This window comes from Psychrobacter submarinus, from assembly GCF_904846685.1.
GTDB lineage: Bacteria > Pseudomonadota > Gammaproteobacteria > Pseudomonadales > Moraxellaceae > Psychrobacter > Psychrobacter submarinus.
Map to the genome: position 1 here is coordinate 150,415 of NZ_CAJHBQ010000005.1, position 25,227 is coordinate 175,641.

20 protein-coding genes and 2 pseudogenes are annotated in these 25,227 nt (G+C 43.1%); 11 read left to right on the forward strand and 11 right to left on the reverse strand.

What is annotated here, in order from left to right:
• Window positions 1–206: 206 nt before the first annotated feature.
• Window positions 207–1,529: an amino-acid N-acetyltransferase gene (gene argA, locus JMY03_RS12840; protein ID WP_201604204.1), complete on the forward strand. Its 1,323-nt coding sequence runs from the start codon at window positions 207–209 to the stop codon at window positions 1,527–1,529.
• 132 nt (window positions 1,530–1,661) lie between these two features.
• Here the strand turns inward: argA and JMY03_RS12845 are convergent, their stop codons facing one another.
• On the reverse strand, window positions 1,662–2,393 hold the full coding sequence (locus tag JMY03_RS12845) for an FKBP-type peptidyl-prolyl cis-trans isomerase (protein ID WP_201604206.1): 732 nt from the start codon (window positions 2,391–2,393) through the stop codon (window positions 1,662–1,664).
• A gap of 571 nt (window positions 2,394–2,964) precedes the next feature.
• On the opposite strand from JMY03_RS12845, the gene JMY03_RS12850 reads away from it, so the two are divergent.
• Window positions 2,965–4,692, forward strand: a complete 1,728-nt coding sequence (locus JMY03_RS12850) for a mechanosensitive ion channel (RefSeq protein WP_201604208.1) — start codon at window positions 2,965–2,967, stop codon at window positions 4,690–4,692.
• Window positions 4,693–4,797: 105 nt separating this feature from the next.
• On the opposite strand, the gene JMY03_RS12855 is transcribed toward JMY03_RS12850, so the two are convergent.
• Window positions 4,798–6,189, reverse strand: a complete 1,392-nt coding sequence (locus tag JMY03_RS12855; RefSeq protein WP_201604210.1) for a hypothetical protein — start codon at window positions 6,187–6,189, stop codon at window positions 4,798–4,800.
• 232 nt (window positions 6,190–6,421) lie between these two features.
• On the opposite strand from JMY03_RS12855, the gene JMY03_RS12860 reads away from it, so the two are divergent.
• On the forward strand, window positions 6,422–7,204 hold the full coding sequence (locus tag JMY03_RS12860; protein WP_025646818.1) for an SDR family NAD(P)-dependent oxidoreductase: 783 nt from the start codon (window positions 6,422–6,424) through the stop codon (window positions 7,202–7,204).
• A gap of 42 nt (window positions 7,205–7,246) precedes the next feature.
• Here the strand turns inward: JMY03_RS12860 and JMY03_RS12865 are convergent, their stop codons facing one another.
• The 3 genes from JMY03_RS12865 to JMY03_RS12875 all read right to left on the reverse strand — a co-directional run bounded on the left by JMY03_RS12865 (window position 7,247) and on the right by JMY03_RS12875 (window position 10,890).
• Window positions 7,247–7,945, reverse strand: a complete 699-nt coding sequence (locus tag JMY03_RS12865) for a lysophospholipid acyltransferase family protein (protein WP_201604212.1) — start codon at window positions 7,943–7,945, stop codon at window positions 7,247–7,249.
• Between the two features lie 167 nt (window positions 7,946–8,112).
• On the reverse strand, window positions 8,113–10,002 hold the full coding sequence (parE, locus tag JMY03_RS12870; RefSeq protein WP_201604214.1) for a DNA topoisomerase IV subunit B: 1,890 nt from the start codon (window positions 10,000–10,002) through the stop codon (window positions 8,113–8,115).
• 264 nt (window positions 10,003–10,266) lie between these two features.
• Complete coding sequence (locus JMY03_RS12875; protein ID WP_201604216.1) at window positions 10,267–10,890, reverse strand: YqiA/YcfP family alpha/beta fold hydrolase; 624 nt, start codon at window positions 10,888–10,890, stop codon at window positions 10,267–10,269.
• 177 nt (window positions 10,891–11,067) lie between these two features.
• Here JMY03_RS12875 and JMY03_RS12880 point away from each other — a divergent pair, with 177 nt between their 5' ends.
• The 3 genes and pseudogenes from JMY03_RS12880 to JMY03_RS13485 all read left to right on the forward strand — a co-directional run bounded on the left by JMY03_RS12880 (window position 11,068) and on the right by JMY03_RS13485 (window position 13,374).
• Window positions 11,068–11,328, forward strand: coding sequence for a DUF1289 domain-containing protein (locus JMY03_RS12880; RefSeq protein WP_201604218.1), 261 nt, complete (start codon window positions 11,068–11,070; stop codon window positions 11,326–11,328).
• Window positions 11,329–11,738: 410 nt separating this feature from the next.
• Entirely contained in the window at window positions 11,739–12,110 is a 372-nt protein-coding gene (locus tag JMY03_RS12885) for a hypothetical protein (protein WP_201604220.1), read from the forward strand.
• A gap of 22 nt (window positions 12,111–12,132) precedes the next feature.
• A pseudogene (locus JMY03_RS13485) lies at window positions 12,133–13,374 on the forward strand (IS256 family transposase).
• Here the strand turns inward: JMY03_RS13485 and merR are convergent.
• Complete coding sequence (merR, locus tag JMY03_RS12895) at window positions 13,371–13,754, reverse strand: Hg(II)-responsive transcriptional regulator (protein WP_265089651.1); 384 nt, start codon at window positions 13,752–13,754, stop codon at window positions 13,371–13,373. The pseudogene JMY03_RS13485 and the gene merR sit on opposite strands and share 4 nt — an antisense overlap.
• A gap of 328 nt (window positions 13,755–14,082) precedes the next feature.
• On the opposite strand from merR, the gene JMY03_RS12900 reads away from it, so the two are divergent.
• Window positions 14,083–14,952: an IS6 family transposase gene (locus JMY03_RS12900; RefSeq protein ID WP_201604224.1), complete on the forward strand. Its 870-nt coding sequence runs from the start codon at window positions 14,083–14,085 to the stop codon at window positions 14,950–14,952.
• A 27-nt stretch (window positions 14,953–14,979) separates the two neighbouring features.
• On the opposite strand, the gene JMY03_RS12905 is transcribed toward JMY03_RS12900, so the two are convergent.
• The 5 genes from JMY03_RS12905 to JMY03_RS12925 form a co-directional block, all read right to left on the reverse strand.
• A complete protein-coding gene (locus JMY03_RS12905) occupies window positions 14,980–15,879 on the reverse strand; it encodes a cation diffusion facilitator family transporter (RefSeq protein ID WP_102078870.1) in 900 nt (299 codons plus the stop codon).
• A gap of 86 nt (window positions 15,880–15,965) precedes the next feature.
• The gene (locus JMY03_RS12910; protein ID WP_102093422.1) at window positions 15,966–19,106 is read right to left on the reverse strand and encodes an efflux RND transporter permease subunit; all 3,141 of its coding nucleotides are present in this window, start codon (window positions 19,104–19,106) and stop codon (window positions 15,966–15,968) included.
• A complete protein-coding gene (locus JMY03_RS12915; protein WP_201604226.1) occupies window positions 19,096–20,325 on the reverse strand; it encodes an efflux RND transporter periplasmic adaptor subunit in 1,230 nt (409 codons plus the stop codon). The genes JMY03_RS12910 and JMY03_RS12915 overlap by 11 nt, the downstream gene beginning before the upstream one ends.
• 1 nt (window position 20,326) lies before the next feature.
• Window positions 20,327–21,652 (reverse strand): TolC family protein, encoded by a 1,326-nt coding sequence (locus tag JMY03_RS12920; RefSeq protein WP_201604228.1) that lies wholly within the window; start codon window positions 21,650–21,652, stop codon window positions 20,327–20,329.
• Window positions 21,653–21,700: 48 nt separating this feature from the next.
• Window positions 21,701–22,114 carry a cation efflux protein, CzcI-like gene (locus JMY03_RS12925; protein ID WP_227514115.1) on the reverse strand — a complete coding sequence of 138 codons (414 nt, stop codon included), beginning with the start codon at window positions 22,112–22,114 and terminating at the stop codon, window positions 21,701–21,703.
• 167 nt (window positions 22,115–22,281) lie between these two features.
• Here JMY03_RS12925 and JMY03_RS12930 point away from each other — a divergent pair.
• The 4 genes and pseudogenes from JMY03_RS12930 to JMY03_RS12945 all read left to right on the forward strand — a co-directional run bounded on the left by JMY03_RS12930 (window position 22,282) and on the right by JMY03_RS12945 (window position 25,185).
• Window positions 22,282–23,563, forward strand: a pseudogene (locus tag JMY03_RS12930) (IS256 family transposase).
• The gene (locus JMY03_RS12935; protein WP_201604229.1) at window positions 23,564–23,725 is read left to right on the forward strand and encodes a hypothetical protein; all 162 of its coding nucleotides are present in this window, start codon (window positions 23,564–23,566) and stop codon (window positions 23,723–23,725) included.
• Window positions 23,726–23,839: 114 nt separating this feature from the next.
• Window positions 23,840–24,358 carry a helix-turn-helix domain-containing protein gene (locus JMY03_RS12940; protein ID WP_201604231.1) on the forward strand — a complete coding sequence of 173 codons (519 nt, stop codon included), beginning with the start codon at window positions 23,840–23,842 and terminating at the stop codon, window positions 24,356–24,358.
• Complete coding sequence (locus tag JMY03_RS12945; protein ID WP_265089654.1) at window positions 24,346–25,185, forward strand: IS3 family transposase; 840 nt, start codon at window positions 24,346–24,348, stop codon at window positions 25,183–25,185. The genes JMY03_RS12940 and JMY03_RS12945 overlap by 13 nt, the downstream gene beginning before the upstream one ends.
• Window positions 25,186–25,227 lie beyond the last annotated feature (42 nt).

A 25,227-nucleotide genomic window follows, 5' to 3' on the forward strand; every position in this document is an offset into this window, starting at 1 on the left:
TAGCAAAAACAGTAGATGGGCAAACAATAACGCTTAGCATAGCAAAAAGCGATTCTAGCTACATCAGCCCCGTGTTTAGGTTATGTATATCGATAACTATCTATAAAGAGCCAAGAGTCGTTAAATAAAAAGATAGCTCATAACTTGGTTTTTTGCTATGGTAAATCTCTAACCTTCCTATTTATCCTACTATTACTGTTTCTATTATGACTACTAGCGCCATGCCACAGATTAACCCTGAATATGTCCATTGGTTTCGTAACTCTGCGCCTTACATCAATACGCATCGCGGCAAGACGTTCGTGATTATGTTTGGCGGCGAGGCGGTGAAGCACCCAAATTTTAGTACGCTGATTCATGACTTTGCTTTATTGCATAGCTTAGGTATCAAGCTTGTCTTAGTGCATGGAGCGCGTCCGCAAATTGAAACCAACCTAAAAGAAGTCAATATCACCTCGCCACTGCATAAAGATATCCGTTTAACGCCGCGAGAAGCGATGCCCAGTATTCTGCAAGCAGTAGGCGCGATACGTCTGCAGATTGAAGCACAGCTGTCAATGGGTCTTGCCAACTCGCCCATGTATGGCTCGCGCATCGATGCTGTTTCTGGTAATTTTGTCACCGCGCGCCCTTATGGTATCCGCGATGGCGTCGACTATCAAATGACCGGAGAGGTGCGCTCGATAGATGTCGATGCGATCAAGAACAACTTACTGCACAATCACATCGTCATTTTGGGCTCTATGGGCTACTCTGCTACTGGTGAAGTCTTTAATCTGTTGGCAGAAGACGTGGCGCTTAGCGCTGCTGTCGCTCTGAATGCTGATAAGCTGATCTTCTTAGGGGAAGAGGCGGATATTGAGGATAATGGTCGTCCGCTACATGAGATGATTCCAAACGAAGTCGATCGCTTTTTACGTGAGCGCAATATCAACCATGAGATCAATTATTTCCTCCACTGTGCTAGCGATGCTTGCCGTCAAGGCGTGCATCGCACTCATATTATCTCTTATGCCAAAGACGGCGCGCTGCTAGAAGAGCTGTTTACACGCGATGGTTCAGGCACGCTAATCAGCCATGACCCTTACGAAGAGATTCGCCGAGCCAATATCGATGATGTGGTCGGTTTGATCGAGCTATTAACGCCGCTTGAAGAACAAGGCATCTTAGTGGCCCGCTCACGCGAACGTATCGAACAAGAGATTGACAACTATAGTGTCATCGAGCGTGATGGGATGATTTTAGGTTGTGCCGCCCTGAATCCTATAGATGAGAGCTCAGCGGAAGTTGCCTGTGTCGCTATCCACCCTGATTATCGTAGCGGTAGCCGCGGTGCGGATTTATTAGCGTTTTTAGAGCAGCAGGCGCGCAGCCACGGAGTGCATAAGTTATTTGTCTTAACAACGCGTACCGCGCATTGGTTCGTTGAGCAAGGCTTCGCTGAGGTCGACAGTAGTGATCTTCCTGAGGCGCGCCGTGAGCAGTACAATAACGGCCGCAACTCCAAAGTCTTCCAAAAGATATTATAAATAAAGTTGTAAATAATATTTTGGCGACATAAAAAAGCTCTCATAATAATGAGAGCTTTTTTTATTACCATTATTTCTGCTACGATGATTAAGACTAAAATTTATTAGCCATAAAACCAGTCACAGAGCTGATTATTTTACTGATAGTAGCTCAACAGTAAAGATCAAAGTACTATTAGGTTCAATGCCCTGATTACCCGCTTCGCCATAAGCTAATTCAGCTGGAATATAAAACTCATACTTACCGCCTTCTTTCATTAGCTGTAGGCCTTCGGTCCAGCCAGCGATAACTTGATTCAACGGAAACTCGATAGGCTCGCCGCGCTCATATGAGCTATCAAACACCGTACCATCAATCAGCTTACCTTCGTAGTTGACTTCGACAATATCAGTCGCTTCTGGTGATTCGCCTGTACCTGCAGTCAGCACTTTATATTGCAGACCTGAATCAGTCGTTTTCACGCCTTCTTTGGTTGCATTTTCGGCTAGAAACGCTTCGCCTATTGCAGTGTTCTCAGCGGCTTTTTCTTGCATATCATTGACGAACTTCTCTTCTTGCTCTTTTTGGTAATCCATCAATACTTGCTGCATCTGCTCCTCGGTCAAAGCAGAGTCTTTACCTTGGTAACCGTCACGGAAACCTAGCTCAAAGGTATCTAAGTCAAGATCTGCAACCGCCTCTTTATTACCTTCTGCCATCATATAGCCCAAGCTATAGCCCACTTTTTGGGTTTGTGAGCTTTGCTCAGTCACAGCTACGCTTGCAGCTGACGTATCTTGATTGCCGTTATTGGTACTACAGCCCGTTACTAGTAGCATGGCGCCAGCTAGCGTACCCATCGTAAAGGTAGTGATTTTTTTCATAAAATACTCTCAAGGTTAAGGAGGTGATAATAAGTTATTGGTTCGTCATCATAACAAATCTTGGTTTTCGTAACTACGTCTGCTATCAGCTTTAAGATAATATTTAATCTACAGGTGTACATTTTTTGTTAACAATTCTAATCATGATAACAAGTTATCACACAACTATAGCGTTAAGTAAAGCATTATGTCTTTAAACCAAACATCATATCAGCTAAGCTTAACCAGATTAAAGAATATGTAACGAAGAGTCCTATTTTCTATATCAATCATTAGATTACCAAAATAGCTTAGATGGTTTAGCTCCTCTCTGTTTATCTCTTCTAAGGACCTTCTATCAGGTTGTCAGTTGGTATAGAAATTATCAGTTACAATAGCAGTTTAAGGTTAACGCTTAATAACAGAGCTTTTATTGTGCAATGGACTGCCATTCTCATAATCATCTGCTCTATATTGCAGCTTTATAATTAAATAATTTTATTAAAATACTATTTATAAATAATGATGTCATCTTTTAGTGAATGTGCACAATTTATTCATTATCAAGGCATGATTATTAAAGGAGGATAAGATGAATCCAATGTTTACATCTTTTAATGGTTATCTTGGTGGGCCGATTGGCTCTATCATTGGGGCTATCTTGATTTTTATTATTGGCTGGTTAGTGGCTTTAGGCATAGCAGCTTTAGTGCGCAATGTATTGGCCAAAGTAAATTTGAATCAACGTATGGACACTTCTACAGGTAAATCGTATGACTTGGAAGGTATTATATCCAAAATCGTTTTTTGGTTTATCTTTATCATCGCTATTTCAGCGGCTCTAAACACACTTAACTTAAACTCTATCTCAGTGCCATTTGCCAATATGGTGGGCCAAGTGTTGTCCTTTATTCCTAATCTTATTGCCGCCATTGCTATTGGTATTATTGGTTGGGTTGTGGCTACTGTGGCCCGTACAGCGCTTAATACTGCACTATCCAAGACGACAATGGATGAGCGTTTGAGCGCGCAAGCAGGCGTTAAACCTATGAGCAGCACCATTGCTGATATGGTTTATTGGTTCATCTTACTTATTGTCCTAACTATAGTACTAGGTCAATTAGAGCTTGATGGTTTATTTGCGCCTTTAACCAATATGGTCGACAAAATCTTTAGCTTCCTTCCGAACATCATTATTGCAGGTGTAGTCTTTGTTGTTGGTTATATCATTGCCAAAGTGGTACGCGGCATCGTAACTAACCTTGTATCTACTTTTAACGTTCAAGAGCTTGCTTCTAAAGCCGGTCTTAGCGAAGAGAACAGCTTGCCTAATATTGCAGGGTCTTTAGCCTTTTTAGTAGTGATTATCCCAACGATTATCGCCGCTTTAAACGCACTAAAAATCGAAGTTATCGCTCGTCCTGCGACTAATATGCTCAATAAAATCATGGAAGCTCTGCCTAATATCTTTATGGCCGCTGCTATCTTGATTGTGACTTACTATGTCGTACGTATGGTTGCAAACATCATCAAAGGCTTGCTTGAGAACACAGAAGTCAACCGCTTACCTGCTAAAGTCGGTCTACAAGAGATGATGGGTGAGAAGAGAGTCTCTGATGTCGTAGGCTATGCTATCGTTTTCTTTGCGATGCTATTTGCTGCAGTTGCAGCCGCTGACCTATTAGGTTTTGAGCCTATCTCAGCGATTATCACGATGTTTATCGCTTTTGGTGCCAACATCATCCTAGGCGCGATTATTCTATTCATCGGCTTTTGGCTTGCTAACATCATCGCTGGTGTGGTTGAGCGCTCAGAACAAGGTTCACAGTTCTTAGCCAATATCGTACGTGTATTGATCATGGGCTTAGTACTCGCTATGGGCCTAAAAGCAATGGGTATTGCTGACTCTATTGTTAACCTAGCCTTTGGTCTGACTTTAGGCGCGGTAGCCGTAGCCTTTGCTCTATCATTCGGTCTTGGTGGTCAAGAAGCAGCCGCTCGTTTGTTACGTAAGATGCAAGACAAAATGGACAAAGAGCGTGACGAAGCCAAAGCTAAATCAGCTGTAGAGCCAAGCAAATCAACGCAAGAAAAGGTTCAAGAGTCGGTTCGCGATAACACGCCTACTGCTACAAGCACACCAGCTGCGCCAAGCGTTGCAACAGAAGACTTGCGTACAGATACCGTAGATACTAGCAATCTTGATACTGACACTGTCAATATCGTGCCTGCTAGAGGAGATACGGACTCTGATCTGAACACTGGTAATGATAATGAAATCTTACCGGGTAGCGGTCTTGCTGACGATACCAATAAGTAAGCTTTGCTAGACATGTATTGATAACGATAAAACAAAAGACAGCTTAGGCTGTCTTTTTTTATGCGTGGAGATAAAAGGCAGGTATAGCTGCTAAGCTTTTTGGCGCTATGACTGCTTTTTGCTAGCGGGAATATTGAGACTAAGATGCATAGTAGGTAGCGGTTTTTTGCTTTTATCGACATCGGACTTATCGTCTGTCGCATCGCTTTTTTGAGTACGCTGCTGCTGGTTATGGAGCCGTTGTAGCTGCCGAGTCAGTTGCCGCTCTTTTTCACTCATTGCGGTGACTGGCTGAATAAACAGGTCAATATCAATAAAGGTATCTGCCGCCTCTACTATAAACTCTATACCTAGCACAATAACATGGTGTAGCTCGGCGATAGGCAGCCGTGTCGAGACATCTTTAGCTATTGTAGCCAAATTGGGCGCGAGAGCTTCGCGGCTTTGTTTACCGCCTGATTGTTGACCATAAAATATCAGCACATAATGCTGGCCTAAATTCTCATAAGAGTGCTGATGTACCACATAACCGGTCTGCTGCTGTTCCATGCTGCGACTTGGATGCTGATAGAGGGTGCGGATCAGCTCATAGCGCGAAAACAATGACTCTGCTAACAACTGGCGTTGCCAAAATGGCAACTGCCCAGCTGATGACGACTCTGAGAGCATCTGCGCGCTGAGCTGATACCATAAGATGGACGCTTGCCTCATCTGCTCATAAAAGCGCTTGGTAGTCGCTGCTTTGTTTCTTTGCGCCAGACTCATAGCCACTAACCTACTATTCGGCTCATCCTGAATACCATACTTTATTAAAGCATTATCGATAGTAAGCGCTTGTGTGTAGATAGCTGGACTAGCCATAAACTGGCTAAGCAAAGTCTGCTCAGATGCAAAGCTTGGCTCAGCATTTACAAAAGCTTTTTGCAGTGCGGCTTTATGATAGTCCAATAGTCGCCACAGCTCATTTGGCGTCTGCAGAGTGGCTAAGATTTGCAGCCAGTCTTGCCGGCCAAAGACCTGTAGCACTACTCCAGATGCTTTAGCATCCGCGCTTTGCTGCTCTATAACCTCCTTTGTAGCAAAGCTCATACTCATAGACGATGCATTATGATTATGATTATGATTATGACTACGGTGCTGATGGTCGATCGAAGTGTCGCTATTGACAGTAGGTTTGATCTCTACTATCAGTACATAAGCGCTGGCTATTTGCTGAGCTTCATCTTGTTTCAATAACGCCTTTTTCCATCTTAAGCCAAACTTTATAGCCGCTGAGCGCGTAGCACTTATAGTAGTCTTAGTATCGCTTACAGAAGGTGCTGCCGTTACTCTCAGCACTCTAAGTTGCCCTAAAGGTAGCTGATAGAGCTGCTGCATTGTGGACTTCTCATCATGGATATTTTGTTTATCGTCTGGCGATTTGGGGGCTTGCAGGTAGCTCTCTAGCCACTGTGTTGACTGATTATGCGGCTCAGATGTAGGGTTCGGTGGTGTCAAAGCAAAGGCCTTTTTTTCTAGTGCTATTGGCAATCAAGTGGTTTATCAATCGATTTACTTCGAGCGGGTTATCGTAAAATCAAACCTAGCAAAGAAGATGATTTGGTATCTTTTTATAACCATGGCTTGTTATGACAAGTCGATAAGGCTATGGTAGATTTATCACTATCCATACTCGAAATCACTACTAAAAACTTATCTAAAATTTATATCATAACAGGGATTAGATATTATGAAACGTTTCAAAGAAAAAACCGTCATCGTCACTGGAGCCGGCTCAGGTATGGGACGCGCCACTGCTCTGCGTTTCGCTAATGAAGGCGCGACTGTGGTACTAGTGGGACGCACCTCTGAGACTTTAGAGGAGACCGCAAAACAGTTTCCACATGACAAAACCTGGATTCATACCGACAACTACATGACCATCACCTGTGATATTAGCGTACAAAGCCAAGTACAAGAAATGGTAAAACGAGTGATTGAGAGGTTTGAGAAGCTCGATATCGTCGTCAATAATGCGGGCAAAGGTATGGAAGGCAAAATAACGGACTTATCTGGTGAGGATTGGCGCGCAGCTATTGATGTCAATTTAAATGGTACTTTTTATGTCTGTCAGGCTGCAATGCCGCATCTCATCAAGACGCAAGGCAATATCGTCAATGTCTCCTCGCTCTCAGGTATCGGCGGTGATTGGAACATGGCCGCTTACAACGCCGCCAAAGCAGGCGTCACCAACTTGACACGTACGTTAGCGATGGATCATGGCCCTGATGGTGTGCGCGTTAATGCGGTCAACCCTACCGCGACTAAGACCAGCATGACCAAAGACATGCGAGAAGATCAAGAAAAGGTCGATAAATTTTTAGCACGCTGCCCTCTAGGACGCTTTGTGACTCCTGAAGATATCGCCGCTGCTATTACCTTTTTAGCCAGCGAAGATGCGGCGATGATTACGGGCGTCAATTTGCCTGTCGATGGCGGCGTGAGCGCTTCGAACGGTCAGCCTAATTTCTAAACTCACTATCCTCTACTAGTACTATTACCCTTTACTAGTATATTACCCTTTAAAGGCTCGATTGACATCTTGTAGCGGCTGTGAGAGTCGCTCAGGATGATAAGGCATTACCCCGCCGTACTGCGCATAAATCTTTGGCAAATCCTCTTCGATATCACCCGTCGGGTAAACCGTCTCCAAAAAGCGCACTTCTTTAGTATTATAATCTAACGCTACTGGCAAGATAGGTACATTCGCCCCTACTGCCAAGTAATAAAACCCTGTTTTCCAGCTGTCAGTATATTTGCGCGTGCCTTCAGGCGCCAAACCCAAAAACAAAGTCTTATTATTTTTAAACTTATCGATACTCGCTTGTAGCACTGAGCCTTTGGCTTCGCGATTAATAGGTATGATACCAAGCCAGCGTATGAGCTGCGCCAGCACTGGTATTTTGAACAGCGTATGCTTGCCCATGATACTGATTTTGAGATCCAGCGCAAACAAGCAAGGTAGCGCATATATCCCGTCGATGTTGGAGGTATGAGGGACAGCCAAGACCACCGCTTGTGAGATATTAGGGATAGAGCCTACGGTCTTCCAGCCCGCCGACTTCATTAGCATACGACCTATTTTAGGAGTCAGTTTACCGCCGCGCTTAGGGATTAAGTTGCCCAGATCTTTTTTATTAAGCTCAGGCAATACTTTAGAGCGTCTGTTCGCAGTAGGTTTAGCAGTGGGACTGGTGTTTGAGTTTGAGGACATAATAGCACTACACAATGAGAATACCCCATCATAGCATTAACCTGAGCGGACTAACTTATTATTTATCTTTTGCTTTATCTGTATAGCTTGACTAGATTTTGGTCATAAAAAAGGGATAACGCTTAACGCTTATCCCTTTGTAAGAATCGTTTAACAGCCTTGTAACTCTATAACGCAATATTGGCTAAGTTACCTTTATTCTCAAGCCATGACTTACGGTCAGCAGCACGTTTTTTGGCCAGCAGCATATCCATAATGCTATTGGTCAGCATCATATCGTCCATGTCTAACTGCACCAGTCGGCGAGTATCGCGGTTCATTGTCGTCTCACGCAGTTGCTCTGCGCTCATCTCGCCTAAGCCCTTGAAGCGAGTGATTTGCGCTTTTTTATTGCCAGGGACATTGGCTAAGATATGCTCAAGCTCGCCTTCATCTAGCGCGTAATGCACCTCTTTACCAATGTCAACTCGATACAAAGGCGGCATCGCCACAAACAGGTGACCGGCATCAACTAAGGCTGGAAAGTGTTTGACGAACAACGCACAAATGAGGGTAGCAATATGCAGACCATCAGAGTCAGCATCGGCTAAAATACAGATCTTGTCATAGCGCAGCTCAGATAGGTCATCAGAAGCCGGATCGACACCGATGGCAATGGCAATATCGTGAATCTCTTGGCTTGATAATACGGTATCGGACGACACTTCCCAAGTATTGAGAATTTTACCACGCAGCGGCAATATCGCTTGATAATGACGATCACGCGCCTGCTTGGCACTACCACCTGCCGAATCCCCTTCTACTAAAAACAGCTCAGCACCGTCGCGTAGATCACCGCGGCAGTCTGCAAGCTTACCCGGCAGTGCTGGACCTTGCGTAATTTTTTTACGTGCTACTTTTTTGGCGGACTTAAGGCGACGACCGGCTTTATTGATCGCCAGCTCTGCAATTTGCGCCCCTATATCGGCATGCTGATTGAGCCAAAGACTAAACGCATCTTTGGCCAGTGCCTGTACAGCGCCTGCGGCCTCACGGCTTGATAAACGCTCTTTGGTCTGCCCTGAAAACTGCGGCTCAGAGAATCTGAGTGACAAGATATAGTTGATGCCATCCCAAACGTCTTCGCCAGTTAATTTAACGTTACGCGGCAATAGATTGTGGATGTCACAGAACTCACGCAGTGCCTCCAAAATACCTGTACGTAGTCCATTAACGTGCGTGCCGCCTTGCGCCGTGGGAATTAAGTTGACATAACTCTCTTGCACCGGATTACCGCCTTCAGGTAACCAAGATAACGCAAAGGTAATCCCTGCGCGCTCACCGTCCGCGGCATCATGATTATAGTAAAAAGGCACATCAGGTAGCGTCTCAAGACCATCGAGCTGCTCAGCGAGATACTCAACGACACCATCAGTAAACTGCCAAACGACTTTTTCATTATTTATATTATCAGTAAATTCGATAGTCAAACCCGCTGACAGTACTGCTTTGGCCTTTAGGTTGTGCTTGAGCTGCTTAACACTGAACTTAGGCGTGTCAAAAAAACTGCCATCGACCCAAAAGCGCACTCGCGTACCGCGTTTACGTTTATTGGAGCTGACCGATTCGGTCAAAGGCGTCACTGGTGCACCATTCTCTAGTGCCATATCGAACTGCGTACCATCACGCCAGACCGTAACCTCAACGCGAGTTGATAGCGCATTGACGACAGAGATACCAACGCCATGCAGACCGCCTGACACTTGATAGTTAGAGGTTGAGAATTTACCACCGGCATGCAGGCGCGTCAAAATCAGCTCGATACCCGACTGGCCAAACTCAGGGTGAATATCGGTTGGCATGCCGCGCCCATCATCTTCCACCGACAGTGAGCCATCTTCATGAAGCTGTACTTTGATAGTTTTAGCATATCCGGCTAACGCTTCATCGACAGAGTTATCAATGACCTCTTGTGCCAAATGATTGGGGCGTGTGGTATCAGTATACATACCGGGGCGACGGCGTACTGGCTCTAATCCTTCTAAAACTTCTAACGATTGTGCATTATATTGACTCACAAATGCTTTCCTTTATTATTCACATATAACGGTTTCTATCTGACCATTATAACCAAAAACAGTGCGCTTTACGTCAATCATCAGTGGCTTACGTCAGATAATGTCGTCTAGTTCTAGGGCTTACGTTTAAACGCTTGACGCTACTTTTTGAACCCTCTTACACCGCTTATCACCTAAGCTACTAGGCTCGCTCTATAGTCAATCAATATTAAAAGTGGTACAAGGCAGACGAGTGCAAGTACTACAGTAGTAGGCTAAACGAGTCTAACGCTGTAACACTTTAATAGTGGTTCGACTATATAGCTGCTGCACTAACCTCATAACCTCTGGTAAATGCTCCCTAAAATCACTAAACCGATGATCACCGCCTTCTTGCAAAATAACTCTAGCACCTTGTTCACTATAGAATTTGGCTGAAAGACTGGCATTGAGCAATTCATCACCCTCTTTAATGAGCGCAGCCACTTTTTTAGGGTTAACGATAGATGATAATGGATGATCAGCAAACCACTGTAAATGGTTCTTAGTGATCGCCCAACCACCAGAAGTCGTATAAAGTATTTCGTTACTATTATCATCATTAAAACGCTGCAAAGTGACATGCGGCTGAGTGCTAGGGTTTAATAATAATGCGCCGCAGCCAGTACGATTACTGACTAAGGTTGAAAAGTAGCCTCCCAATGAGCTACCGATCAATACCGTTTTGGCATCTTGACTGAGCTCGTCGACTAGCTTTGTTAAATAGCTAAATACCTGTTCAGGAGACTGGTTTAAATCTGGACGATAGACTTTGCTATTTGGATAATTCTCTTGGCAATATTGCTCTAATAACAAGCCTTTATTAGAGTTGGCATCGCTATCTAAGCCATGGACGTACACAATATTCATATGCAATCTCATCTTTATAATTGGTTATACTGTAAAAATTGAATAATAACGAGCATAACACCAGTGATATAACGTTAATAGTGCTAAAAACGCTGATGTATAGTCAATTTGAACGATTACGAATGCTTTATTTAAATATCTACTTTAACCAAAGTAAAATTGCGACAAGGAGAGGTCATGAATGAGCAGATTGAACTGTTTGACATTGATAATCCTTGTATAGGCGTTTGTACCAGTAATAAGAAAGGCTATTGTTTTGGCTGCTTGCGCAGTCGTACTGAGCGTCAATTATGGCTAAGCATGAGCACCGAACAGCGCCGTGAAGTATTAAGGCTAATCGTAGGGCGTAAGCAGCGTATTGAACAAATGCGTCAGCGTAAAGGTAAGCAGTTAGGGTTTGACTTTGAGGAAGAGATGGAGACTGGAGAGTTATTCTAGGGCGTGTTGAACATTCGCAAATAGGCACTGCTGATCGCTAAAATTGTTCCAGACAAGGCACAAAGCGACGATAATGCAGATGCCTTAGCGAGATTTATAACGCAGTATGGGGCAATTTTAGCATCAGCCCTCACGACAACAACAGGGACAGGACTCTTTTTTGCCGCTTCATCGTTAAAAATAAGCGCTTAGAATGACTAAACTTATTATTTTTAACATCGAATCGCCTAAAAAATAGTCGCTGTCAGTGCCATGGTCGAATGTTCAACACGCCCTAGAATTCTAAAAAAAAATTAATATGGCTTCACTTACACATTACCCCTTCATTTATCTATAAATAATTATTAGCAAACTTTTATAGAATATTTTAAGAATTCGAATTCTAGAATATCAATACAAGAGAGCTAATAATGTTAAAAAAATTGTTTAAACCTAAGTTTGTCAAATACGACCCAAAATACATCACCTTGAGCGATGAAGATAATAAGGTCATTGATATAATCACTGAAGATATCCGTCTCTATGTCAAAAAAAGCAAAGAATTAAACAACATCAATCACCATACCCGCGCCGTCCATGCAAAAAGCTACTGCGGTCTAAAGGCTAAGTTCGAGATATTAGATAACATCCCTAAAGAATACGCTCAAGGGTTATATGCTAAAGCAGGCATTCATGATGCCGTCATTCGCTTTTCTAATGCTGCTGCGGCTATCAGCCCAGATAGAAGGCTCGGATTAGGACAAGGACTGAGAGTTTCCCAAACTTTGTGTAACTGCTTATAATCCACTAACAGGAGAATAAGCAATGACTAACCAATCTGACATCAAGAAACTGGCTGAGCAAATGGCCAGCAGCATGAAAAGCTTCGATGACATCAAAGACTTTCAAAAGCAGCTCATGCAATCCTTTATCGATACTGCCTTAGAAGCAGAAATGGAAGAGCATCTCGGCTACCCCAAGCATGAAAAAGCAGACAAAGTTTCCTAATAAGCGCAATGGACACACTAAAAAACCGTCCGTAGCGACAGCTAGGCGATCTTGAGATCTCTGATTCCCAAGAGACCGTGATAGCAGCTTTTGAGCCTGTACTTGTTAGTAAGCATCAAACCCGTATCTCAGGTCTTGATGATAAAATCATATTCCTTTACGCCAAAGGGCCAAACCACTACCGAGATTGTAGAGAGGCATCAAAGAGAGCTCTACGATGTCGATATCTCCAGTAGCTTAGTTTCAAGAGTCACCGATAATATCTTAGACGACATCACCGCTTCGGGCAGAACAGACCGCTGAGTAGTGTTTATCCTATCGTCTATTTGGACTGCATTGTCGTCAAAGTACGTCAAGACAAGCAGATCATCAACAAAGCCATTTACCTAGCTCTAGGCGTCAATCTTAGTGGTAAAAAAGAGCTGCTTGAGTATGTGGCTCTCAGAGAATGAAGGCGCTAAGTTCTGGCTAGGTGTTCTTACTGAAGGCTTCAAAACCGTGGCGTACAAGACATCTTAATCGCTTGTGTTGACGGTCTAAAGGGGCTTCCCTGATGCCATCAATACCGTTCTATCCAAAGGCACAGGTTCAGCTGTATCGTATCACATGGTGCGCTATTCAAATGAAGTTTGTAGCCGTGGACGGATAAAAAGGCAATAGCGGCTGATTTAAAAGCCATCTACGGCGCTGATACGCTTGAGATAGCAGAGGCCAATCTTGAACACTTTGATGAGGTGTGGGGCGATAAGTACCCACATGTCATCAAGTCTTGGCGTAATAATCCTGGGAGGGCCTAACTGGTGTTTCCTTTTGAGCATCCGAAAGACATCAGAGAAAGCCATCTATACCACCAATGCTATTGAGTCTTTAAACAGCGTGATTCGGACAGCGGTGAATAAACGTAAGGTGTTTCCCTCTGATCAGGCAGCATTCAAGGTAGTATATCTGGCAACCCAGCAGGCCTCTAAAAAGTGGTCGATGCCCATCCGTAACTGGACGTCTGCTTTAAATCGCTTTATGATTATGTTTGATGACCGTATCAGCAAGCATTTAATCTAAACGGCAGTTACACAGAATTCGGGATGGTCTCCATCATTATGACGGCATTGTCCTAAATGTTCTTCCAAAGCGTGTTCTAACAACAACAAGTCAGCCATCTTTTTTTGTACTGCGATCAGTTTTTTATTAGCTAATTCTTGTACTTTACTACATGGACTATCGTTTAACGCAAGTAACCCTTCAATCTCATTTAGCGTAAAACCTAATTCTTGAGAACGCTTGATAAAATGTATTCTATTTACCGTTTCTTTCGGGTAATGTCTATAGCCCTGCATAGGCTTTGGTGGTTGTTTAATTAAGCCTTTGCGTTCATAAAAGCGAATTGTTTCGACATTTACACTCAGTTCTTTAGCCAACATACTTATGGTTCGTTTAGACACGTTATCAATTACCTTACTGACTTTTTGTTTACTTACTTTATATCTAATTAAAGTGACCATCAATGAATACCAGTTTAAACATCGCTAATTGATTTTGTTTTTTCTTCTATTAAATAAGTAAAGTTACCGTTGTTACAACAATATTAAACCACAACAATGTATGGTTTATCCTTTTTCATTATCAAAGTCCAAATTAGTGTTATTACATGCAGTTCTACATGAGTATACCCTAAGGGAACCACCTATTTCACCCTTCAAACCTATTAACAGACCACTTAAAACAGACTGGTATAATGGAACCACTTATAACAGACTATTTTAGGTGTTTATGTTTATTAGAGCGTATCTACGAGCGTCTACCAAAGAACAAGATGCTAAGCGTGCCAAAAGCGAGCTCATAGCATTTGCCAACGATCATGGCCACAAAATTGCTGCCTTCTATGTCGAAAACGAATCAGGCGCTATCTTGGCGCGACCAAAGCTGATGCAGCATATGAATCCTTTCCATGGTCGGCATTTTCAGGGCGAAATCATTCTTTGGGCTGTGCGCTGGTATTGTAAATATGGCATTAGCTATCGTGAACTGCAGGAAATGCTGGCCGAACGGGGTGTGAATGTTGATCACACGACTATTTACCGTTGGGTTCAACGTTATGCTCCTGAAATAGAAAAACGTTTACGCTGGTATTGGCGTAATCCTACAGATTTACATTCATGGCATATGGATGAGACTTATATCAAAGTGAAGGGGCGATGGACTTACCTGTATCGTGCAGTTGATCAACGGGGTCATACGATTGACTTTTACCTTTCCGCTAGACGGAACAGTAAATCAGCCTATAGTTTTCTAGGAAAGATCTTCAATACGGTGAAAAAATGGCAAATTCCACGGGTCATCAATACAGATAAAGCAGCGACCTATGGCCATGCCTTATCACGATTAAAGCGAGAAGGAAAATGTCCAGTAGATATTGAGCACAGGCAGATTAAGTATAAAAATAATGTCATTGAATGTGATCATGGTAAGTTAAAGCGGATCATCAGGGCCACATTAGGATTCAAATCTATGAAGACGGCTTATGCCACAATTAAAGGTATTGAAGTCATGCGTGCACTACGTAAAGGACAAGCATCGTCATTTTATTATGGTCAGCCTCAGGGTGAAGTGTGTCTAATCAACAGGGTTTTCGGTCTCTAAGTACTTTTTAAAGGGAACATCATCGACTCAAATCTCTATTTGCAACAGTGCCTTACATTTCGTATTTTCTATTTGTAACGTAATTTCAGTAATATTATGATTATGTTTTAGAACTTCTAAGGCCTTTTGATAGAGTTGATCTGTATTGCTATTCGGAGCAACCAAATGAGCAGTTAAATGAATATTTCTTGAGGATATAGCCCAGACTTTCAACTGATGAATCCCTTCAACGCCCTCTAGCTTCAATAAATCATTTCTTAACGACTCAATATCAATCTCATCAGGAACTCCTTCAAGCAGAATATTAATACTTTGTTTTAATAAAATCCAAGTTCGAGGTAAGACCCAGAAGCCAATTAACACAGCGATTACGGTATCAACCCACATCCACTGGGTAAAATAAATAACTATTCCTCCGATAATCACGCCTATCGATCCTAGAGCATCACTAAGAACTTCTAAATATGCACCTTTTATATTTAGACTTCCTTCAGCACTAGCAGAAAGGATTTTCATTGAAATCAAATTTATGACCAAACCACCAACCGCGACAATCATCATTCCAACACTTTGAATTTCAGCAGGATTCGTAAAACGTTGATAAGCTTCATATACAATATATATTGCTACCACAAAAAGCATCACCGCATTAAACAGAGCCGCTAAAATTTCAAATCGCTGATAGCCAAAAGTTCTTTTATCATCTGCGGCTTTTTTACCAATTTTGATAGCGGCAAGAGCAATAGCTAAAGCGGCTGCATCAGTAAACATATGAGCTGCATCAGATAACAAAGCCAAACTTTGGGTAATAAAAGCAGCGACAACTTCTACTATTAAAAAAGTAGTCGTTAAACCTAAGGCAACCATTAACTTCTTACTATTTTCTTCAGTAACAACCGCATGGCTATGATCATGATGTTCTGACATAAAATATTTTCCTTATTCTATTTATGATGAGCAGAGATATTGGATAACAGCCAATATCTCTGCTGTAAATCGACTAATCTATTGGATTAAGAAACTTTTTTTTCATTTATCCAACGATAAAGCACGGGTAACAGCACCAAAGTTAGTAATGTTGAAGAGATAATCCCGCCAATCACTACGGTTGCCAGTGGCCGTTGAACCTCAGCCCCTGTTCCGGTTGCCAGCGCCATTGGTACAAAACCCAGTGAAGCCACACAAGCTGTCATCAACACTGGTCTTAAGCGCAAAATAGCCCCTTGCCACACGGCTTTATGCACTGGATATTTGTCCCTTAATTCCTTAATAAAGGTCAGCATTACCAGTCCATTGAGGACTGCAACACCAGATAAGGCAATAAAGCCAATTCCAGCTGACATCGATAATGGAATATCCCTTAGCCAAAGGAACAGCACACCACCGGTCAAGGCAAAGGGTATCCCGGTAAAGACCAATAGACTTTCTTTGACATTGTGAAAGACCGCCATCAGTAAAATAAAGATAGTGATTAAAGCCAGTGGAATCACGATTTGCATCCGTGCTTTGGCTGAAGCCAAATTTTCAAACTGACCGCCATATTCTATCCAATAACCACTTGGCAAAGTGTATGCTTTGAGCTGTGTCTGTACATCAGAAACAAAAGACCCTAAATCACGCCCTTCAACATTCGTTGTAACCACAACTCGGCGTTTACCATTTTCTCGACTGACTTGGTTGATTCCTTCAATGGTCGAGACTTGCGCGACATCCGACAATAAAATACTGCCACCATTTGGAAGCTGAATAGGTAACTGGGAAACAGATGCGACACTACGGTCTTGCTCTCCAAGACGGATAACAAAATCAAAACGACGATCGCCTTCTAAAATCTCTCCCACGCTTTGTCCACCAATACTGGTTGCCACAAGGTCTTGAATTGAACGCACACTCAAACCATATTGTGCAGCCAAAGTTTTATTTACCTCGACATTCAGTAATGGCAAACCTGAGGTCTGCTCAACTTTCACGGCACTGCTACCCGATATTTGCTGAATGATTTTGGAGATTTTAGTCGCCTCAGTATTGAGGACATTCATATCATCACCGAAGATTTTCACACCAACATCACTACGCACACCTGAGATCAATTCATTAAATCGGAGTTCAATCGGTTGTGAAAATTCACTATTATTGCCTGGAATCGTGGCTAAATACGTCACCATACGGCCACGTAATTCATCTAAACTTTCTTTAGGATTTGGCCATTCTGAACGAGGCTTTAACATGATATAGCCATCTGAAATATTGGGTGGCATGACATCTGTTGCAACCTCGGCTGTACCCGTTCTGGCAAATACTGCCTTAATTTCAGGGAAACTCTTTAAAAGAAGTTTTTCAGTATTCTCCTGAATACGTAAAGACTCTTCTAAGCCTGTACTTGGTGAACGTAACTGTTGTATCGCAAAGTCTCCTTCACTGAGCTGTGGTGCAAATTCACTGCCGAGTTTGGTACTGATAAATCCCGTAATCACTAATAAACACAGTGCAAAAGTCAGCACAACTGCTTTGTATTGATACGAAATATCAAGAGTTTGCTGATATTTAGCTTTTAGCCATAACATCCAACGACTTTCTTTTTCTTGAATATCGCCTTTGACCCACAATGCCACAGCAGCAGGCACAAAGGTGATCGATAAAATAATGGCTGCAACAAGGGCGAGTACCACTGCCAATGCCATCGGATGGAACATTTTTGCTTCCACACCACTTAAAGCAAAAATCGGCAAATACACCACCAAAATAATAAGCTGACCAAAAATAAGAGGACGACGTGCTTGGCGGGCAGCCAGAAAAACTTCCTTAAAGCGTTCACTTTGTGTGAGAGGTCGTTTTAACAGTTGCTGTGTATGGGCTAAACGCCGGATACAGTTTTCGACAATCACCACAGCACCATCGACAATGATGCCGAAATCGAGTGCACCTAAACTCATCAGATTGGCACTGATATTTTGCTGTGCCATCCCGGTTAAGGTAAACAGCATAGAGAGTGGAATGACACAGGCAGTAATCAAGGCAGCACGGATATTCCCTAAAAACAGGAACAGAATGATGATGACCAGGATTGCTCCCTCTACCAAGTTTTTCTGAACGGTTTTAATCGCCTTCTCAACCAAGATAGTACGGTCGTACACCGTTTCAATCACTACCCCTTTAGGCAAACTATTCTGAATATCTTGAAGCTTGGCATCCACAGCTTTAGAAACAGTCTGGCTATTTCCACCCATCGCCATCATGACAATCCCTAAAACGGTTTCTTTGCCGTTATAGGTTGCCCCACCGGTTCTTAAATCATGCCCAATAGAGACTTGCGCAATATCACCAACCCGAATTGGGCTGCCATTTGGGCTACCCAGCATGGTGTTCTCAATATCAGAAAGCCCATTGAATGTACCCGGTACACGTACCGTCAGTTGCTGACCATTGTCTTCAATATAACCTGCACCTCGGTTCTCATTATTTTGCGCTAAAGCCTGTTGCAGTTGTTCTAATGAGATATTCAGTTGCTGCATCCGGTTTAAATCGGGAGAGACCACATAGGTTTTTTCAAAACCACCAATACTGTTGACCTCTGCAACTCCCTTAACACGTTGCAGTTGAGGACGCACAATCCAGTCCTGAATCTCACGCAAATCCATCGGCGTGTATGCAGTTCCATCCGGCTTTTTCGCATTCGGATCTGCCTTCAGTACCCATTGATAAATCTCACCGAGACCCGTAGAAACGGGGGACATCGTCGGTGCGATTTGTGCAGGCAACTCAGATTGCGCCTCCTGTGTCCGTTGGTTAATCTGCTGACGGGCCCAATAAATATCAGTCCCATCTTTAAAGATAATGGTGACTTGAGAGAGTCCATAACGGGATATGGAACGGGTAAGCTCCAGATCCGGAATGCCAGCCATGGCATTTTCAATGGGATAGGTAATCAGCTGTTCGACTTCAAGCGCAGTAAAACCCTTGGCTTGAGTATTAATCTGGACTTGGGTATTGGTAATATCGGGTACAGCATCAATCGGGAGTTTCTGATAGCTATACACCCCGACCGCAATCCAGGTACAGGCAAAGAGCAACACCCAAATCGCATTTTGTATGGAAAACTGAATGATTCGTTCGAATAAACCTTCTGGTTTTGGTAGATCAGAATTAATGTCCATGGCCTGCCTCGTCTTTTTCTAATTCAGATTTCAACAAGAAACTGCCTTGAGCGATATACTTCTGCCCTTCAGTCAGCCCAGAAATCACTTCAAGCCATTGTCCATCACTTGAAGCCTGCCCCAATTGCACTTTCTGTGCTTTTAAGTGGACTTGACCTTTTTGTTCTGAATCTACGATGAAAATACTGTCTTCACCTTCAATACTTTGCAGCGCAGACTTTTGAATCCGAAGGGCTGATTTTGCTGTAGCTTCCGGAATCAACACTCTCACTAACACATTAGAACGCAACTCAGTAGCTTGCGCATCGAGTTTTGCGCGCACCACCAGACGCCCTGTTTGTACATCTGCCTGAGAGGTTAAGCTTTGTACAGTAGCTTTATAGCTTTGATCTGAATCATTCACTTTAAAGTCAATTTTTTGCCCGGCTTGCAGTTGACCTGAGAATTGATTCGGCAAATTAAACTCAAGCCATAAATCTTTCAGCTGTTCAATGACAAAGAGCTGATTAGCCAGTTGCACATTTTCACCGACCACAATATCTTTTTGACTGATCACCCCAGAGATCGGTGCTTTAATCAGAAAACGCCCATTGTTATTGCCACTTGCACCTAATGCATTTAAACGTGCTTGTGAGGACTGGACAGTAATCTGCGCTTGACGGTAGGCATTTTCGGCACGCTGGTAATCCTGTTTGGCAGAAACCCCCTGTGACCAGAGTTGCTGTTCGCGCTGGTAATCTTTACGGGCCAAATCCAGATTCACCTGTGCCATACGCAGATTTGCCTGTTGGTCGATCAGTTCAGGCACGGTTAGTACAGCCAGCGTTTGTCCTTTTTGCACGCTCTGTCCTAAAGCCACATTGATCTGCTCGACATAACCACTAAATTTAGGCGATATATGCGCTTGTTGATCGGTATTCACCACCAATTTACCTGGCAGGGTTGTCAGCTTTTCAACCAATCCTGTGGATGCAACAGCAACTTTTAAACCTTGTTCAACCATTTGTTGGCTGGTCAGTTGTATTTCGCCTTCTTCAGCATGTCCTTCTTCAGAACTATCTTCATCAGAATATTCGGCATTTCCCTCATCATAACCCTGCCCCTCAGATTCAGTTTTTTTTGAACTTAACCAAATAGCCAGACTGACCAAGACCGTAATCAGAATCAAAATTGCAATCATGAGAGACTGGGATATTTTTCCGTTTTGCTTGGCGTTCATTTTATCGTGCTCCCCCATTGATTAAATTTTGCGATGCTTCGACTGCCTTTTTATTCAGTTGTGTATAGGCATCCGAACGGCTAATTTCTTCATAACTTGTGCCAATACTGAGTGCCTCAGCTGCTAGGGCAGTTTGCCAAGCTTGACGTAGAGTTTGTAATTGACCCAATCGAAGATTCTGCAGTTGGGTGGTTGCTTGCTGAACGTCGGTAATGGACAGTTTCCCTGCCTGAAACCCTAGTAAAGTACGGCTCTGAACTTTGGTCGCCAAAGTAACTTGTGCTGTTGTGGCATCGAACTGGCTACGTAAACCTTTGAGCTGATGCATGCTGTTGGCAATATCGAGTATTTGTTGCTTCAGCTCACGCTGCTGCTGTTGGTTCAGCAATATTTGCTGTTGCTGGACCATCGGGATCGCATATTGCTGGCGATTGAAAATATTCAGTGGAATAGCCACGCCGATTACTAAAGTCGTATCGTTGCTTTCATTAGGGGTTTTGCTACGTCTCATGCCTACATTTAAAGTCGGATTGGGACGTGCCTGAATTCTTAAATTTTCAATTTGATGATCCGATTGCTGAATGTTCAAGGCATAGAATTTTTCTAGCCACCCTTCAGCAATATACCGTTGCACAGTTTGGAGACTTTGCTCTGGCCAAGGGATAGCGGTTTTATTCAATTGAAGATGTGAAGATGTTTCTCCCCCCCACAAATTAGACAGCTGACGACCGGCAGCTTGTTTATTCAGCATCGCTTGCTCATAAAGTCGTTGGATTTCTAGCGCTTCAATTTGGGCACGCTCAAAATCAACCAGGGCAATACTGCCTGCCTGATAGCGTTTCTGGGCACTGTCCAGATTGACTTTACTTGTTTTTAACTGTACTGAATAAGCAGACTGCTCAACCTCAGCAAGTGCAAATTGCGACCATGCAAATTTAACAATCAGTTGGCTTTGTGCCTTCCATAATTGCTGTTGCAATTGGATTTGTTGATTCGAGGTATTGGCAATCACCCGGTTCAGCTTACGCTGACCAAATAGATCTAGAGGTTGACTAACGCCAACATTGAATTCCTGTTCTTGACCTGAGCCAAAGCCAGACTGTTCTAAACTTATACTTGGATTCTGCCATAACCGACTTTGCTGAATATTCAATTCAGATATTTGCTGAACTTGTTGCCACGGCTTGTCTTGAGTCTGGTAACTTTGTACTTTTGCTAAAGCGGATTCAAAGCTGGTAACGTTTTCAGCATAGCTATATTGCATAGCCGCTGCACATATACAAGCAACCAAGCTATGACGCAAGAGTATAATTGATTGTGAAGACATGATTTTTCCCACTTATTTAAATAATAAAAGTGGTGGGAATGTTTTAGGCTACCCCACCATGAGCGGGGAAAATTCGGGAGGTGGGCTTTGTTGAAACAGGTCAGGAGCCTGATAGCTGTTTTTCCAATGAAATTGTGGATTCACTTTAACTTCAGAGCTTGGATGAAACACATCTACTTTTTCATTTTGTACAATCAAATGCATCATCGATGGTAGATGATCTTGATGATCTTCACCGATTTCTAAATCGCTACTGAATGTTTTTATGTTTTCTGACTGTCCATTATGATCGTGTTGACGACTATCGCTGGCACACAAGGTATTTTGGTGATGACCAAAATGATAACTCTGCTGTGATTGAGGCTGTTGTTCATGGACACAAAAGGCCGCCGCCACATTCCAAAAGCTTTGGAACATGAACAATCCAACCAAGACTGTAATCCATGTAGTAGAACGCATCATCTGAACCGTACCGGGTTTGTCGGAGACTTTTTATTTAAGTTAGGCCACCTGACCTAACGGGTTAATCTTATCATTGTACATTGCTTCAAACTCAAAAGGCAATTCTTCCATGAGAGTTTCCCAAACTTTGTGTAACTGCTTATAATCCACTAACCGGAGAATAAGCAATGACTAACCAATCTGACATCAAGAAACTGGCTGAGCAAATGGCCAGCAGCATGAAAAGCTTTGATGACATCAAAGACTTTCAAAAGCAGCTCATGCAGTCCTTCATCGACACTGCCCTAGAAGCAGAAATGGAAGAGCATCTTGGATACCCCAAGCATGAAAAGGCAGACAGGCCTAATAAGCGCAATGGGCACACTAAAAAGAGAGTCCGTAGCGACACAGGCGAGCTTGAGATCTCCACCCCAAGAGACCGCGACAGTAGCTTTGAGCCTGTACTTGTCAGTAAGCACCAAACCCGTATTTCAGGTCTTGATGATAAAATCATATTTCACTACAGGCTTAGCCTTACGTCTTGTGCTTCGGGCAAGTGTCTCCCAGACACTTGCTGATCCTCGCTCATACGCCAAAGGTCAAACCACTACTGAGATTGTCGAAACCATCAAGGACATCTACGACGTCGACATCTCAAGCAGCTTGGTTTCCAGAGTCACTGACAACATCTTGGATGACATCACCGCTTGGCAGAACAGACCGCTGAGTAGTGTTTATCCTATCGTCTATTTGGACTGCATTGTCGTCAAAGTACGTCAAGACAAGCAGATCATCAACAAAGCCATTTACCTAGCTCTAGGCGTCAATCTTAGTGGTAAAAAAGAGCTGCTTGGTATGTGGCTCTCAGAGAATGAAGGCGCTAAGTTCTGGCTGGGTGTTCTCACTGAGCTACAAAACCGCGGGGTTCAAGACATTCTTATTGCCTGTGTAGACGGCCTAAAAGGCTTCCCTGATGCCATCAATACGGTCTACCCTAACGCTCAGGTTCAGCTTTGCATTGTTCATATGGTGCGCTATTCAATGAAGTTTGTGCCGTGGACGGATAAAAAGGCCGTAGCGGCTGATTTAAAGGCCATTTACGGCGCTGATACCCTTGAGATGGCAGAGGCCAATCTTGAGCACTTTGATGAGGTATGGGGCAAAGATTACCCGCACGTGGTTAAGTCTTGGCGCAATAACTGGGAGGGCCTAACGGTGTTCTTTGAGTATCCGAAAGACATCAGAAAAGTGATTTATACCACCAATGCGATAGAGTCGCTAAACAGTGTGATTCGGACAGCGGTGAATAAGCGTAAGGTGTTCCCCTCTGATCAGGCAGCATTCAAGGTAGTATATCTAGCAACTCAGCAGGCATCGTCAAGGTGGTCGATGCCAATCCGTAACTGGACGTCTGCTCTGAATCGCTTTATGATTATGTTTGATGACCGTATCAGTAAGCATTTAATCTAAATGGCAGTTACACAGAATCTGGGATGGTCTCTACAGCACTCTCGACTGCGCGCTTATCAAGCCTCCTCAAAAGCCCGCCACAAGCATAATGAAACCAAGCGTAAAGAACCTACTAGCCTAAAAGAAGTATTTAGCCAGTCTACTGCCAAACTAAAACCATAAACCCATCACTAGCTAGTGATGGGTTTTCAATATAAGAATAAGAATAGCAGACAAAAAAAGCCCCCAACATTGAACCGACCCCCATAAGTTGGACACAACTTATGGGGTATTTTTATGCGTTATAATCTAGACTTTAAGCTGCAAGTCATCGCATACTATATGCAAGGACATACTGGTCGTGCTACAGCTGAGGAATTTAACCTAGATAATAAGATAGTCATCAAATGGGTTAAGCAATATCAAAGCGGGGGCATTGATGCTATCAAACCAAAGACCAGCAAAGCCTACTATAGTCGCGAGTTTAAACACAAAGTGCTTACAACGATGCTTAGCCAAGGCTTAAGTCAATTGGAAGTTGCGTTAAGGTATAACATCAGCTCACCGGCATTAATAAGTCACTGGCACAAAGCGTATCGGCAACAAGGTATGTCTGGACTAACATCTAAACGCAAAGGTAGAGCAGTCATGAGTAAACCCTTTATCACAGACAAACCAGATGATGAAAAAAGCTTAGCAGAATTGAAGCGTGAGAATGAATACCTACGTGCGGAGAACGCCTACCTAAAAAAGCTCGATGCCTTGCTCAAAGCGGAGGAACAAGCAGGCAAAAAGCAAGGCTCATCGAAGAACTAAGGCAAGACTATCCTTTATCAGCTTTGCTAGACATCGTTAAGATGCCTAAAAGCGTCTTTTACTATCATAGAGCAAAGCTTAGTGATAAAGATAAGCATGCTGACTTAAAACAGCGTATTACTAAGCTGTATCACCAGCATAAAGGCAGGTACGGCTATCGCAGGATAACGGCAGCGCTAAAGCAGTTAGGCAGTCATCATAACCACAAGCTCATCGCTAAGCTTATGCGCCATCTAAACTTAAGCGCACGGATTCGACGACAAAGGTATCGCTCTTATAAAGGCGTACAAGGCAAGATTGCAAAGAACTACTTAAAGCGCCAGTTTCATGCAGATCGACCGAACACACGCTGGCTGACCGATATTACTGAGTTTAAGGTGGGTGATCATAAGCTGTATTTGTCACCGATACTCGATTGTTATAACAATGAGATCATCAGCTATACGCTCTCAAAGAGACCTACCTATGATTTGGTTAGCAAGATGCTAGATAAGGCGTTAGATAAGATAGATACGCACCAGAACAACCGTTTAATGCTGCATTCAGATCAAGGCTGGCATTATCAGATGAGACCGTTTAGTAAGGCGCTTAAACAGCACGGTATTAAGCAAAGCATGAGCAGAAAAGGCAACTGCTTGGATAACGCACTGATGGAGGGGTTCTTTGGTACACTTAAGTGCGAGACGATCTATATTGAGAAACCAAAATCGATTGAGCAGTTAGAACAACAGATTCATGAGTATATTCATTATTACAATAATGAGCGTATTCAACTCAAACTAAAAGGACTGAGTCCTGTACAGTACAGAACTCAGTCCTTGGTATAAACTAAACCGTCCAACATTTGGGGGTCAGTTCACATACATTAG